12 protein-coding genes are annotated in these 13775 nt (G+C 67.2%); 10 read left to right on the top strand and 2 right to left on the bottom strand.

The window, feature by feature from the left end; translation table 11 throughout:
* Positions 1–65 precede the first annotated feature (65 nt).
* The 3 genes from ACLQ7E_RS07625 to ACLQ7E_RS07615 are packed head-to-tail and all read left to right on the top strand — an operon-like array spanning position 66 to position 3678.
* Entirely contained in the window at positions 66–1820 is a 1755-nt protein-coding gene (locus ACLQ7E_RS07625; RefSeq protein ID WP_411731973.1) for an amidohydrolase, read from the top strand.
* On the top strand, positions 1817–3283 hold the full coding sequence (locus tag ACLQ7E_RS07620; RefSeq protein WP_411731972.1) for an NAD(P)/FAD-dependent oxidoreductase: 1467 nt from the start codon (positions 1817–1819) through the stop codon (positions 3281–3283). The genes ACLQ7E_RS07625 and ACLQ7E_RS07620 overlap by 4 nt, the downstream gene beginning before the upstream one ends.
* Positions 3280–3678, top strand: a complete 399-nt coding sequence (locus ACLQ7E_RS07615; RefSeq protein ID WP_411731971.1) for a cupin domain-containing protein — start codon at positions 3280–3282, stop codon at positions 3676–3678. The genes ACLQ7E_RS07620 and ACLQ7E_RS07615 overlap by 4 nt, the downstream gene beginning before the upstream one ends.
* Positions 3679–3701: 23 nt before the next feature.
* Here ACLQ7E_RS07615 and ACLQ7E_RS07610 read toward each other — a convergent pair whose 3' ends face one another.
* Both ACLQ7E_RS07610 and ACLQ7E_RS07605 read right to left on the bottom strand, forming a co-directional pair.
* Positions 3702–4844 carry an alpha-D-ribose 1-methylphosphonate 5-triphosphate diphosphatase gene (locus ACLQ7E_RS07610; protein ID WP_411731970.1) on the bottom strand — a complete coding sequence of 381 codons (1143 nt, stop codon included), beginning with the start codon at positions 4842–4844 and terminating at the stop codon, positions 3702–3704.
* Entirely contained in the window at positions 4838–5554 is a 717-nt protein-coding gene (locus tag ACLQ7E_RS07605; protein WP_411731969.1) for a GntR family transcriptional regulator, read from the bottom strand. The genes ACLQ7E_RS07610 and ACLQ7E_RS07605 overlap by 7 nt, the downstream gene beginning before the upstream one ends.
* Before the next feature lie 192 nt (positions 5555–5746).
* On the opposite strand from ACLQ7E_RS07605, the gene ACLQ7E_RS07600 reads away from it, so the two are divergent.
* The 7 genes from ACLQ7E_RS07600 to ACLQ7E_RS07570 all read left to right on the top strand — a co-directional run bounded on the left by ACLQ7E_RS07600 (position 5747) and on the right by ACLQ7E_RS07570 (position 13706).
* Positions 5747–6700, top strand: coding sequence for a phosphate/phosphite/phosphonate ABC transporter substrate-binding protein (locus ACLQ7E_RS07600; RefSeq protein ID WP_411731968.1), 954 nt, complete (start codon positions 5747–5749; stop codon positions 6698–6700).
* Positions 6697–7521 carry a phosphonate ABC transporter ATP-binding protein gene (gene phnC, locus ACLQ7E_RS07595; protein WP_411731967.1) on the top strand — a complete coding sequence of 275 codons (825 nt, stop codon included), beginning with the start codon at positions 6697–6699 and terminating at the stop codon, positions 7519–7521. The genes ACLQ7E_RS07600 and phnC overlap by 4 nt, the downstream gene beginning before the upstream one ends.
* Complete coding sequence (phnE, locus tag ACLQ7E_RS07590) at positions 7518–9191, top strand: phosphonate ABC transporter, permease protein PhnE (protein WP_411731966.1); 1674 nt, start codon at positions 7518–7520, stop codon at positions 9189–9191. Before phnC ends, phnE begins: the two co-directional genes overlap by 4 nt.
* On the top strand, positions 9167–10243 hold the full coding sequence (locus ACLQ7E_RS07585; protein ID WP_411731965.1) for a zinc-binding dehydrogenase: 1077 nt from the start codon (positions 9167–9169) through the stop codon (positions 10241–10243). The genes phnE and ACLQ7E_RS07585 overlap by 25 nt, the downstream gene beginning before the upstream one ends.
* Positions 10244–10380: 137 nt before the next feature.
* Positions 10381–11049, top strand: coding sequence for a phosphonatase-like hydrolase (locus ACLQ7E_RS07580; RefSeq protein WP_411731964.1), 669 nt, complete (start codon positions 10381–10383; stop codon positions 11047–11049).
* 199 nt (positions 11050–11248) lie between these two features.
* On the top strand, positions 11249–12544 hold the full coding sequence (locus tag ACLQ7E_RS07575; RefSeq protein ID WP_411731963.1) for a YibE/F family protein: 1296 nt from the start codon (positions 11249–11251) through the stop codon (positions 12542–12544).
* 151 nt (positions 12545–12695) lie between these two features.
* The gene (locus tag ACLQ7E_RS07570; protein ID WP_411731962.1) at positions 12696–13706 is read left to right on the top strand and encodes a metal ABC transporter solute-binding protein, Zn/Mn family; all 1011 of its coding nucleotides are present in this window, start codon (positions 12696–12698) and stop codon (positions 13704–13706) included.
* Positions 13707–13775: the final 69 nt, after the last annotated feature.

Raw genomic sequence — 13775 nt, 5'->3', positions numbered from 1 at the left:
ATGAACGGAAACACACGTGACGCATTTCGCGGCCACCACCGCATCCGATCGGCGAGAGGGCACTAGTGGGCGAGAGCTGGCTATTTCATTCGGGCACCATCTTTGACGGACACACCGTCCTGGACCCGGGCAGCGCCGTCGCCGTGCGCGAGGGCCGCATCCTGGCCGTGGGCCCCGAAGCGCAGGTCCGCCAGGCACTGCCGGATCCTGGGCACGATGTATCCCTGGAAGGCCGGGCACTGTCCCCCGGATTCACCGACGCGCATGTCCACACCCTGATGGGCGGAGTCGAGTCCCTGGCCTGTGACCTCACCGGGGCCGCAGGCATCGATGCCACGCTGGCCACCATCGCTTCATACTCCGCAAGCAACACCGAGGACTGGATCACCGGCGGAGGCTGGTCGATGAGCGACTTCCCCGGCGGCACCCCCACGGTCGAAGTGCTGGACCCGATCACGGGCCAGACACCCGCTTACCTGATCAACCGCGACCACCACGGCGCCTGGGTCAACACCGCCGCCCTGGCCCTGGCCGGGATCACCTCGGCCACTCCCGACCCCCAGGACGGGCGCATCGAACGCGACGGCCAGGGAAATCCCACCGGAACCCTGCACGAAGGTGCCATGGACCTGGTCAATCGGTTCATCCCCTCCCGCGACGCAGCGACCCTGCGCGCGGGGTTGTTGGCCGGCCAGGCGTACCTGCATTCCTTCGGGATCACCGGTTGGCAGGAAGCAATCCTGGGCACCTACGCCGGGTACAGGGACGGATCGGAAATCTACCGCGCCCTATATGACGAAGGAAAGGTGAGCGGCCAGGCCGCCGGCGCCCTCTGGGTTCCCCGCGAAACCACCCTGGCGGACGTGCCGGAGCTGGTCGAGGACTTCCTGGCCCGCCGGCAGGAAAACGCCGCGGCAGGGTTTCGCACCACCACCGCCAAGATCATGGTCGACGGGGTCGCGGAGAACCAAACCGCCGCGATGCTCGATCCCTACCTGCGCACCTGCGCCTGCGGCCCCGACGCCACGGGCTCCACCGGGCTGCGCTACCTCGCCCAGGAGGTGCTGACCGCGGTGGCGGTCGCACTGGATGAGGCCGGCTTCGACCTGCACGTCATCGGCGACGGTGCCGCACGGATGGGACTGGATGCACTCGAAGCGGCTCGGTCCGCCAACGGCTTCACCGGCGGACGACACCACCTCGCCCACCTGCAGGTCATCCACCCTGACGACATTGCCCGCTTCGGGGCACTGGGTCTGGGCATCAACGCCCAGGCGCTTTGGGCCTGCAACGACGACCAAATGACGGAGCTGACCACCCCGTTCCTTGGGGAGGAACGGACAGGCCGGCAGTACCCCTTCCGCTCCCTGATCGACGCCGGTGCGCACCTGGCCATGGGATCGGACTGGCCGGTCTCCACCCCCAACCCCTTCGGGGCCATCCACGTCGCGGTGAACCGTACGCACCCCGACTACCCCGGGGCCGAAGCGTTGGTCCCCCGTCAAGCCATCACCCTGTTGGAAGCCATGCGCGGCTACACGCAGGGCAGCGCCTGGATCAACCGCGATGCCGAGGGCGGATCCCTCCTCCCCGGGTCCCGCGCCGACATCATCCTGCTGGACCCGGACCCATTCGCCGTCGACACCCCCGAATTGCATGCCGTGGGGGGTGGAACTCACCCTCGCCGCCGGTCACGCGGTCTTTGCCCGTGCCGCGGCACGCCTCTAGGGCCACCGGTTCCCCGTCGAAACCTCCCCCGCCCGCAAGCAATTTGCACGCAAACGCCTCGTTCGCATCTTTCATGCAAGGAAACTCCATGAGCAGCATTCCTGCCACGTCCAACGGCATCCCCGTCTCCTACGACCGCATCGAGGCGACCATCGAGAAGACAGCCATCGATGCCGCGCTCAGCGGCACCACCTACTCCCCCTATTGGCTCGCGCATCCGGACCGCCCCGCGGCCCTGCCCGCGCTGGAAGGCAACCTCGCCGCCGACCTGCTGGTGGTCGGCGGCGGCTACAGCGGGCTGTGGACCGCGCTGCTGGCCAAGGAACAGGACCCCGACCGAGAGGTCGTTCTCATCGAGGCCGAAACCGTGGGGTGGGCGGCGTCGGGGCGCAACGGCGGATTCTGCGAGGCCTCCCTGGTCCACGGCGAATCCAACGGCGAGAGGCACCTCCCCCGGGAAAACAAGCGGCTGGCCGAGCTCGGCGCGGAAAACCTGGCCGGCATCATCAGGACCGTCGAAAAATACAAGATCGACTGCGATCTGGAAGACGGCGGCGTGCTGAACGTCGCCACCGAGAAGCACCAGGTGCCATGGCTCGAGGAAGAGGCAGCCAGGAACCCGGAAATCGTTGCCATGGACGCCCGGGAAGTGCGCTCCCACATCGACTCCCCGCTCTTCGAAGGCGGAAACTGGGACAAGCACACCACTGTCCTGGTCCACCCGGCAAAGCTCGCCTGGGGCCTGCGCCGGGTGTGCCTGGAACTCGGCGTGAAGATCTTCGAACACACCAGGGGCGAGGAGCTCACCTCCACCCCCGCCGAGATCCGGGTGCGCACCGGCGCCGGGAACGTGACCGCCCAACGAGTCGCCCTGGCCACCAACGCCTTCCCGTCCCTGCTCAAGCGCCACCGGCTGCACACCATCCCGGTCTACGACTACGCCCTGATGACCGAACCGCTCACTGCCGCCCAGCGCGAGGCCATCGGCTGGAAGGAAAACATTGGCCTGTCGGACATGAACAACCGCTTCCACTATGCCCGCCCCACCATCGACGAGGACGGCGGCTGGCGCCTGCTCTACGGCGGCTATGACGCGATCTACCACTACGGCCGGGAGGTCAAGACCCAATACGACAGGCACGATGAGACCTTCAGGAAGCTGGCCGCGCACTTCATCGGCACCTTCCCGCAGCTGGAGGGGATCAGGTTCTCCCACGCCTGGGGCGGGGCCATCGACACCTGCAGCCGCTTCTTCGCCTTCTTCGACACGTCCCACCAGGGCCGGGTCGCCTACTGCGCCGGATTCACCGGCCTGGGAGTCGGTGCCACCCGCTTTGGCGCGCGCGTCATGCTCGATCTGCTCTCGGGCGCCAAGACCGAGCTCACCGGGCTGCAGATGGTCAGAAAGAAGCCGCTGCCCTTCCCTCCCGAGCCCGCGGCATGGGTAGGCGTAAAACTCATGATCAACGGCCTGGTCAAGGCCGACCGCAACGAGGGCAGGCGCGGCCCGTTCCTCAAGGTCATGGACGCGGCGGGCATGGGGTTCGACTCGTGAGCGCCAAGGAATTCCCGCAGCTGCTCGGCGGCCAGGCCCTGCGCGTGAACAGGGTGCCACTGAACCCCGAACCCGTGTCGACAGAGCATGTATCCGGCGAGCCAGCCACCACTGCCACGGTTCCCCTGGGGACACTGGCGGGGACCGAATTCGGGATCTGGGAGATGGGCGTCGGCTCCGTGTACGATGTGGAGGCCGAGGAAATCTTCGTCGTCACCGCCGGGCACGGCACCGTGGTCATCGAGCCCTTCGACGGCCACCCGGCACGCACCGCCGATCTGGTCCCCGGCACCGTCATGCGTCTCAGTGCCGGCATGAAGACGACCTGGACCGTCACCGAGCCACTGCGCAAGATCTATTTCACCGTCGCCGATGAGCCCCGCGGCAGCGAATGAGCCCCCTCGAGCGGGGCCGCCTGCTACATTGCGGCCGACAGCGTTTGAATCACGCGCGGTCGATCGCGCACCACGGAACACAACACCAGATCGGCCCGATACCCCACGCCCAGGATTCCCCGGTCATCCAGACCCGCGGCAACCGCGGGATTCGCGGTGACCATGGCGATGGCGGCCGGGAGCGTTGCGTGGCCCAACCGGGCGAGTTCGAAGGCGGCAGTCAGCAGGCTCGAGGGCAGGTAGTCCGAGGCCAGGATGTCCAGCACCCCCGCTTGCGCGAGTTCCAGGGCCGAGACGTTCCCCGAGTGCGATCCCCCGAGCAGCACGTTGGGCGCCCCGGCAACCGTGGATATCCCCCTCAGGGTTGCGTGCCGGGCCGCGTCCAAGGTCGTGGGAAATTCGGCAATGCCGGCATGGCGCTGAACCAGCTCGTCGATTTCCCCCGGCGTCACCGGGTCATGGCCCATGAGCCTGATGGATTTCGCCGCGGCCAATTCGCCGAGCCAGGCCAGGGTCTGCTGCCTGAATGGAAGTTCCTTCTCCCGCTCGGCAATCAACTGATCCACGTGGTCCGCGGCCTGCGCCGCATCCATGTGCTGGGCCTCGCGCAGCCAGCGTTCCATCACCGTGCGGTCGCGGTACTGGCCCTGGCCCGGGGTGTGGTCCTCGTAGGAAACCAGCGGGACCTGCCCGGTGTCGAGCCGGTCGCGGAACATCTCCACGCCGCCGCGGCAACGGACGTCCAGACGGTGCAACACCCGATGGTCCATGCGCGGATCCAGGTAGGCATTCACCGCATCGTGCACTTCCAAGGCCCGTGGCGACCCAATCGGAATCCCCACCGCGGACTTGATTTGGAAGGACACGGCATGGAAGGCGGTGGTGACGCCGGCGGCCAGCAGGTTCCCCTCGGCCGCCTGCATCGCCAGGTCGATGGGCATGCGCGCCCCGGGACGCGGACGGTACTCGCGGGACAAGGCATCGCTGTGCAGGTCGACCATTCCCGGCACACAGAGTTTCCCGCCGCCGTCGACATCCGCCGCCAGGCCGGACGGATGGTCCCGGACCTCCTCGATGACCCCGCCGACCACGCTGATCAATTGGTCCTCCAGGATACGGCCCCCGGCGAGCGCCCGGACATGTCCCAGGGTGTAGCTGGCTACCACTTGCCGACCTCGGTCACGACATCAAACACGTCGGGGCGCAGGTAGCTTTCCACGTACTCGAGCTTGTGCCCCGATTCGGCACAGGACACCAGCCCGCGCAGCAGGATCTGCGGCGGGCGGCCCCGCAGGCCCAGCACCTTGGCGACCTCCGCCGGCGGCGAGGCGAGCCTGCTTTGGCTCCATTGCCGCACCGGCGTGTAGCCGTACTGCCGGCGCAACACCGTGTCCAACGATTCTTCCGAGCCCATGGCCGCGGCCAGGCGCGGCACCCGGGCCGCGGGAAGCACCGAGACGGCGGTGCTCACCGGGGCACCGTCGATGAAGCGCACACGCTCCAACACCGCCACCTGCGCGTTGGCCGACAGTCCCAGGATCTCGCGCTCCGTCGTGCTGGCCGGGCGGGTGGTGGGCTTGCTGTTTTCGGTGCGCGGGTCCGCACCGGAGGCGCGGACGGTGCGGGTGAAGGACGGGGCGATGTCCGGGCCGATCCGGTACTCGTAGCGCTTGGTGCGGAAGGTTCCGCTGCCCTTGACCCGGCGGATCAGCCAGCGGCGTTCCAGTTCCTCCAGCGCGGCCCTGATGGTCTGCCGGTTGACGCCGAAGAGGGCACCCAGCTCGTGCTCGGAGGGCAGCGGTCGCTGCAGGGGAAGGTCCGCATATTGCTCCAAGATCTGTTGGGACAACTTTAGGTAGGTGGCTTCTGCTTGCATACCATGATCCTAACCCAAGACCGCCAAAAATCCTTATGAAACAAGGGAATAAACGTTGGGTGAACAATCGGCAAACGACCCCAATCTGTCTAGACAAATGTCTTGAGCGACGGCCATGCTGAATAGGACGGCCACCGAAGCCCGACTTCGAAGCCAATCCCCTCGACCACCACCGCAGAACAGGTCTCCCCCATGAAACGCAAGACACTCGCATTCACCGCTGCCCTGGCCGCCGCCGCCCTGCTCACCGCCTGCGCCCCGGCAGAACCCGAAGTCACCGCGGCCGGATTCCCCGCCGAAATCGTCATCGGCGCCATCCCGAACGAAAATTCCGCCGACCTCACCGGCACCTACGAACCGCTGATCAAGATGCTGGAGGCCGAGACCGGGTCCACGGTGAAGCTTCAGCAGGCCAGCGACTACGCGGGCATCGTCGAGGGCATGATCGCCGACCGCGTTGACGTCGCCTTCCTCGGCCCGTTCTCCTATGTCATCGCGACCACCAACGAGGCCGACATCAAACCGCTCGGCGCACTGGCGGGCGAAAAGGGCGAACCCTCCGGTTACCACGCCCTGGGCATCACCCAGGGTGACAACGCCGGGGTCAACGACATCAAGGACTTCGCGGGCAAGGACACTTGCTTCGTCGACCCGGGCTCCACCTCCGGGTTCCTCTACCCCTCGGCCGGCCTGATCGAGGCGGGCGTCGCAGCCAGCGGCAAGGAATCGGACATCAGCGCCGCCCTGCAGCCCATCTACGCCGGCGGCCACGACGCCTCGGCCCTGTCGGTGAAGAACGGCGACTGCGAGGTCGGTTTCGCGATGCAGTCCATGGTCGAGGAAACCCTGCCGGGCAAGGGCGAACTAGCCGAAGGAGACCTGAAGTCGGTTTGGACCTCGGAAAAGATCCCGGGCTCGGTCTTCGCCGTGCGCAATTCCCTGGGCGACGACGCCACCGCCAAGCTCACCACCCTGTTCGCCGAAAAGGCCAACGCCGACTACTTCGAATCCCAGGGCTACTGCCAGGACGAGGACTGCCTGATCACCGGCGAACACGCCTGGGGCGTCGTGCCTGCCACGGACGCCGACTATGACGGCATCCGCAGCGTCTGCGCCTCCACGAAGTCCGAAAAGTGCGCATCATGAGCCTGATCCAGGGGACCTTCACCGAGCAGGGGCACGACGTGGCACCCGAACCGGAAATCGCCATTCACGCGAGCGGACTGCGCAAGAGCTTCGGGGCAACCCACGCCCTGCGGGGTGTCGACCTGCAGGTGGCCAAGGGCGAAATGACAGTGTTGCTGGGGCTCTCCGGATCCGGAAAGTCCACCCTGCTGCGCTGCCTCAACGGGCTGCACCCGCTCTCCGGAGGCGAGGCAACCGTGCTCGGCGAACCGGTGCACAAGACCAAGTCACGCCGGCTCCGCGCCCTGCGCTCGCGCGTGGGCTTCATCTTCCAGCATTTCAACCTGGTCGGGCGGCTGAGCTGCCTGGAGAACGTGCTCATCGGTGCGGCGGGTCGGATCCGCGGACCGCGCTACGGCCTGCTCAGCTACACCAAGGCCCAGCGACGCGAGGCCCTGGGACACCTCGAACGCGTGGGTCTGGGCGAGCTGGCCTTCCAGCGCGCCGATTCACTCTCCGGCGGCCAGCAACAACGCGTTGCCATCGCCCGGGCGCTGATGCAGAAGCCCGAGCTGATCCTGGCCGACGAGCCGGTGGCCTCCCTGGACCCGCAGAACGCGGCAAACGTCATGGACCTGCTCTTCCAGGTCTGCCTCGAGAACCGGATCACCGTGGTGTGCACGCTGCACCAGGTCGACCTGGCCCTGGACTGGGCACACCGCATCGTGGGCTTGCGCAACGGCGAAAAGGTCCTGGACGAGGCCACCGCCACGCTCACCAAGGAGCGAGTGCTCGAGGTCTACCGGCAGCTGGACCCGGACGCGGGTGCCACAACATCGTGATTCCCACCAAGACCCGCCCGACCAATGCCCCACGGGCATCCGGCGCACCGTCGCCCCGCCGCCCCCAGTCGCTGCTTCCCCCGGTGACCCGCGAAAGGGTGACCCTCTGGATCACCCTCGCCGCACTGGTGCCGCTGACCCTGGCCAGCGCCAACCACATCGAATTCGACCTGCGCTCCCTGGGCGGCGGCTTCACCGACGTGGCAAACCTGCTCGCCCGCATGCTCCCGCCGGAGGTGAGCGAGCCCCCGCGGATCCTTGAGCTGTTGCTCGAGACGCTCATGATGGCGCTGCTGGGCACGGTGCTTGCCACCGTCATCTCCGTTCCGCTGGCCTTCCTGGCCGCGGCCAACACCACCCCGCACCCCGTGGTCCACCGTGCCGCGCGCATGGTGATCACCATGTGCCGCGCCATCCCCGACCTGGTCTTCGCGGTGCTCTTCGTCCGCGCGCTGGGCATCGGCGTGCTGCCGGGCATCCTGGCCCTGGGGCTGCACTCGGTCGGCATGATGGCCAAGCTCTTTGCCGACGCGATCGAGGCCTCCGAGGCCGGACCCCGCGAGGCCGTGCGCGCCACCGGAGCCGGGCGCCTGGGCGAACTGGTCATGGGCGTGCTGCCCCAGGTGATCCCGGCCTGGCTGGGCACCTTCATCTACCGCATCGACATCAACCTGCGCACCTCCGTGGTGCTTGGCTTTGTCGGCGCCGGGGGCATCGGCTTTGCCCTGCAGGATTCCCTGCGCGGGCTGATGTATGAAAGTGCCATGGGGATCGTGCTGATCATCCTGCTGGTCATCGCCGCCATGGAGATCCTTTCCATCGCGCTGCGCCGCACCCTGCTGAACCCGGCCGACTCCGGCCCGGCCCCCCGGGCCATCGACGCCGACTCGGCGATCAGGCCGCCGTGGACCCGGGACCGGCGGGTCCGCACCATCGCCGGCGCCGCCTTGTTCGCCTCGGTGATCTACTCGCTGGTGCACCTGCGCATCAACCCGCTCACGCCGCTGACCAACTTCGGCGAGCTCGCCGGGGTCTTTGGCAGGCTGCTGCCGCCCTCGATCGAGGGCGTGGAGGAATTGCTGCTCGTCGCGGTGGTGGAGACGCTCGCCATCGGGTTGGTCGCCACCGTCATCGGTGCGGTGCTGGCCGTCCCCGTGGGCATCCTGGCCGCCTCCAACATCTCCCCCTCGCGCCCGCTCTATGCGGCGGCCCGGGCCGTGGTGCTGGTGGTGCGGGCCATCCCGGAACTGATCCTGGCCGTCGTGTTTGTCGCGGCCATCGGGCTGGGTCCGATGGCCGGTTCCATGGCCCTGGCCGTGGGAACCGTCGGGTTCCTGGGCAAGCTGGTGGCCGACTCCATCGAGGAAATCCCCCTCGGCCCGCTCGAGGCGGTGCGTGCGGTGGGCGGCGGATGGTGGGACACGCTGCTGAACGCGGTGATCCCGCAGGCCCTGCCGCAACTGGTGGGCCACCTGATGTACATGCTGGATGTCAATATCCGCACCTCGACGGTGCTGGGCATCGTGGGTGCCGGCGGCATCGGGTTCCTGCTCATGGAATCGGTGCGCACCCTGAACTTCAACGTGGCGGGGACCATCATCCTGATCATCTTCGCCATCGTCTTCATCATCGAAAGGCTCTCCGCATGGATACGCAAACACGTCGCCTGACTCTGACGGCCCAGCTCTGGACCGGCGGCCGGGACTTCGAATCCCGTGCCCTGGACGTGCCGGATCTTGCCCCCGGAGAAGCCCTGGCCAGGATCGACCTGGCCACGGTGTGCGGATCCGACATCCACACCGTCTCCGGGCGCCGGGCCGGCCCCTCCCCCTCGATCCTGGGACACGAGGCCGTGGGCACGATTATTGCAACCGGCCCGGGCGGGGTCCGCGACTTCCAGGGCCGGGAACTTGGCCTAGGCGACAGGGTCATCTGGAGCGTCACGGTGAGCTGCGGCCACTGCGACAGGTGCACCGCCGGGCGCAGTGCCAAATGCCGTTCCCTGCTCAAGACCGGACACGAACCCCTCGATGGCCCGTGGGGATTGTCCGGCGGCTACGCCTCCCACATCCACCTGCCGCGCGGCATCACCCTGGTCTCGGTGCCGGAGGAAATCAGCGATGCCGCGGCGGCCCCCGCCGCCTGCGCCACCGCCACCGTGATGGCGGTGCTCGAGGCCGCCGGGGAACTGGGGGGCCAGCGGGTGCTGGTCAGCGGCGCCGGAATGCTGGGCATCGTTGCCTGTGCGGTGGCACGCCAGCGCGGAGCAGCATCGGTGGAGGTCAGCGATCTGAACCCGGAGAGGCTGGAACTGGCACGCGAGTTCGGGGCAACCGCAACCCGACTGGTGGGCGAAGCGCCAGCTGTTGCAGGAGCCTATGACGTGGCGGTGGAACTCTCCGGGGCACAGCCCGCGGTGCTCTCGGCATTGGATTCCCTGGATACCGGCGGCCGACTGGTGCTTGCCGGTTCCGTCTCCCCCGGGCCGGCGGTGGCCCTGGACCCCGAACGCATGGTCCGCTCGCTGCTCAGCATCACCGGCGTGCACAACTACGAGCCGCGGCACCTGCAACAGGCAATCGACTTCCTGGCCGAGACCCGGGAAACCCACGACTGGGAATCCCTGGTGGCACAGCCCCGGCCGATGGCGGAACTGGGCTCGCTCATGTTACCGCCCCAAGGCCGCACCCTGAGGAATTCCGTGACGTTCACCGCGATCTAAACGGGCAAGTCCGGAAGAACCGGCCGATACGTGCTTGCCGTCTCCGGCACACCTCGTCACCAAAAATACAGCGCAGTCCCAAGCTGCAGCAGTCCCCTGTCCGGGGGCTGAGACCCTTACGAAAAAAGGAAAACAACATGATCAAGCTAGTGGTGTTGGATATGGCCGGCACGACCATCGATGAGCACGGCGATGTCTACAAGGCGCTGGAAGGATCCGTCACGGCAACCGGTGCCACGGTCAAGCCCGAGGATCTCCAGACCTGGATGGGTGCAGACAAGACCGAGGCCATCGCGGCACTGCTGGAACTGGGCGGGGTAACCCCGAACCCGGAGCTCGTTGCACGGCAGTTTGACCTGTTCCGGGAGATGTTGGCGAAGTTCTATGCCCAGAATCCGCCCGTGGCGTTGCCGGGGGTTGAAGCGGCACTGAGGACCCTGAAGTCCCGGGGCATCAAGGTCGGCCTGACCACCGGCTTCTCACGCGATGTGGCGGGACCGATTCTTGAGGCGCTCGGTTGGGGAATCGGCGACGGCCAGTTGCTGGATGCCGTGGTGACCAGCGACGAGGTGGCGGCCGGGCGCCCCGCGCCCTACATGATCCACCGGGTCATGGAAGCAACCGGAGTCCACGATGTCCGTACCGTCGTGGCCGGCGGTGACACCGTTGTCGATCTGCTCGCAGGACACAATGCCGGCGTCCTCCCCTTGGGCGTGCTCACGGGGGCGCTTGGCCGCGGGGACCTCGAAGCCCACCCCCACTCCTGGGTGCTGGATGGGGTGGCGAACCTGCCCGACGTCATCTAATCGACGTACGACGAACCGCGGAACGTCATCCAGTCTCAGGATCCACGGGATGCCGTTCCGCGGCTGCCGCCGTCCCGCTCGGCGACGGCAGCTCCCGGGCATGGCTCCCGGGCGATGGTTCATTTCGAATCGCTACACTGTTCTGGTGGGGGACTCTTGGGGAGAAACGGCACGCAATCGATCTGGAGCTGAACCTTTCATGGGTGGACACCACCACGCAGACGTACTCGTTGACCCGGCCCGGCGCCGACGCGCGAACCTCATCCTCTGGATCCTGCTCGCCCCGGTGGGAGTGCTGGCGTTCGTGGCAACCCTCATGCTCTGGCCCAGTGACGGCATCACCACGTCGCCCCTCAACGACGTCTTTAACACTGCGAACGGCGTGGAGCTTTCCACCGGCACCGTCACCCGGACCGTGAGCGAGACCTGCCCCTCCACCGAAGGCCTGGACGAGGTCGGCGGCCAGGAACTGCTGTGCGACATTTCCTATGTCACCCCCGAAGCCGGCGGCACATCCTTCGCGCTTGAGGTACCTCCGGAAACGACCCAGTCCCGGCCGTTGGAGGCAGGGGACAAGATCAAGTACCTCGACCTGTCGCACACCACCGACACCTCCGCACCGTACGTCTTCGTTGACTTCGTGCGCTCGACCCCGCTGGCCCTGCTGGGCATCGCCTACGCGGTGGTGGTGTGCTGGGTTGCACGGTGGCGCGGACTGCGGGCCCTGGCCGGGCTCGCCGGAGGTTTGTTCTTCATCGTCAGCTTCATGATCCCGGCACTGCTCGAAGGCAAGTCCCCCATGCTCGTCGGGCTCACCACCTCCACCATCGTCATGTTTGCTGCGCTGTACTTTGCCCACGGATTTTCCGCCAGGACCTCCACGGCCCTGCTGGGCACGCTGTTCGGGCTGGGCGTCACCGCGGCCATTGCCACCTGGGCCACCGACGCGGCGGCACTGACCGGGGCCACCGAGGATTCCGCCCTGACCCTGAGCACGGTGGTGCCCGACCTCAGCCTTTCCGGGCTGTTGTTGTGCGGCTTGCTCATCGCCGGCATGGGCGTGCTCAACGACGTGACCATCACCCAGTCCTCCGCCGTCTGGGAACTGGCGGAAATCGCCCCGCATTCCACGGCCCGGCAGCTTTTCACCTCGGGGATGCGCATCGGCCGCGACCACATCGCCTCGACCGTTTACACCATCGCCTTCGCCTACGCGGGTGCCGCCCTGCCGATCCTGGTGCTGGTGAGCCTGTACGACCGACCCCTGATCGACACCCTCACCACGGGCCAGATGGCGGAAGAGGTCATCCGGATCCTGGTGGGTTCCATCGGTCTGGTGCTGGCCATTCCGGTGACCACGGCCATCGCCGTGGCCGTGGTCAAGGCCACCGGGTCAGGAACCAAGGCCACCGGGTCCGGCGCCAAGGCCGAGCGAAGCGGTTCCAAGCCGTCGGGCCGCCGCGCCCTGCAGCCGACTGCGTCCGAGGTCGACTGAGCCGCTCCCCCCGTCGCCCCGGCGCCGCGGTGCGCCTTCGCCTTCGCCTTCGCCTTCGCCTTCGGCACAGATTAACGCTAATGGTTCTTGTTTAGGTTAGAGTGGTTACTTGTACGCAACCTCCACTGGCATGAGAAGGATCGCTTCACCCATGAATCGTCGAACACTGCGCCTCATCCCCCTGGCAATTGCCGGCACCCTTGCCCTGGCGGCCTGCGGTGGAAATGCTTCAGGCCAGGAACCCGCCGCCGAGCAGGACAGGCTGCAGGTGGTCACCAGCACCACCGTCTACGCCGACCTGGTCAGCCGGATCGGCGGGGACCTGGTGGAGGCAAGCCCCGTCATCAACTCCGTGTCGCAGGACCCGCACTCCTACGAGGCCACCTCGCGCGACAAGCTCGCACTGTCCAAGGCCCAGCTCGTGGTTGCCAACGGCGGCGGATACGACGCTTTCATGGACGTCCTGGCCAAGGACCTCAAGCTTTCCGAATCCACGGTCATCAACGCCGTCGACACCTCGCCGATCGCGGCAGGGGAAGAGCACGCGGAGGAGGCCGACGAGCACGAAGGCCATGACCACGCCGCGGAGGAGGCCGCCGCGGCCGACGAACACGACGACCACGCGGGCCATGGCCACGCAGCCTTCAACGAGCATGTTTGGTACGACCTCGAATCGATGCGCCTGCTCACCGACGAGATCGCCAAACGACTGGCAGTGCTGAAGCCCGAGGCCGCCGCAACCTTCACCTCCAATGCTGCAGCCCTGAGCACCGACCTGAAGAACCTCGAAGCCAAGGTCGAGAAGCTCCACGGGTCCCTGGATGGCAAGCATTTCGCGATGACCGAGCCGGTGCCCTTCCACCTGCTTGAGGACCTGGGCATGAGCGACGCGACCCCCGAGGGCCTGAGCGAATCCATCGAGGGCGGCGGCGAGGTCTCCCCGCAGGCATTCAACGAGATGGGCAAGCGCTTCGACGCCGGGGACATCGACGTGCTGGCCTACAACACCCAGACCGAAAGCCCGCAGACCGAAAGCATCCGCAAACAGGCCGACGCGGCGAAGGTGGCTGTCATCGACTTCACCGAGACCCTGCCGGCGAACACCGACTACGTGTCGTGGATGGACTCGAACATCCGTGCCCTGGAGTCCCTGGCCAAGTAGCCCGATCCCAGAGACAAAAAGTGGCGCCCAGGGGGGGGGACCCCGCGGGTAGCCCCCCCGACGGCCGCG

It is taken from the genome of Paeniglutamicibacter sp., from assembly GCF_046714615.1.
In the GTDB taxonomy this organism is placed as follows: Bacteria; Actinomycetota; Actinomycetes; order Actinomycetales; family Micrococcaceae; genus Paeniglutamicibacter.
Note: the sequence above shows the minus strand (reverse complement) of the source record. Positions and strands in the feature narration are given on the sequence as shown.

What these genes read in the sequence shown, in the direction of transcription:
- ACLQ7E_RS07620 (WP_411731972.1), top strand. Translation starts at nt 1,817, where the DNA reads ATGAGCAGCATTCCTGCCACGTCCAACGGCATCCCCGTCTCCTACGAC.
- ACLQ7E_RS07605 (WP_411731969.1), bottom strand. Translation starts at nt 5,554, where the DNA reads ATGCAAGCAGAAGCCACCTACCTAAAGTTGTCCCAACAGATCTTGGAG.
- ACLQ7E_RS07585 (WP_411731965.1), top strand. Translation starts at nt 9,167, where the DNA reads ATGGATACGCAAACACGTCGCCTGACTCTGACGGCCCAGCTCTGGACC.
- ACLQ7E_RS07575 (WP_411731963.1), top strand. Translation starts at nt 11,249, where the DNA reads ATGGGTGGACACCACCACGCAGACGTACTCGTTGACCCGGCCCGGCGC.
- phnC (WP_411731967.1), top strand. Translation starts at nt 6,697, where the DNA reads ATGAGCCTGATCCAGGGGACCTTCACCGAGCAGGGGCACGACGTGGCA.
- ACLQ7E_RS07570 (WP_411731962.1), top strand. Translation starts at nt 12,696, where the DNA reads ATGAATCGTCGAACACTGCGCCTCATCCCCCTGGCAATTGCCGGCACC.
- ACLQ7E_RS07600 (WP_411731968.1), top strand. Translation starts at nt 5,747, where the DNA reads ATGAAACGCAAGACACTCGCATTCACCGCTGCCCTGGCCGCCGCCGCC.
- ACLQ7E_RS07580 (WP_411731964.1), top strand. Translation starts at nt 10,381, where the DNA reads ATGATCAAGCTAGTGGTGTTGGATATGGCCGGCACGACCATCGATGAG.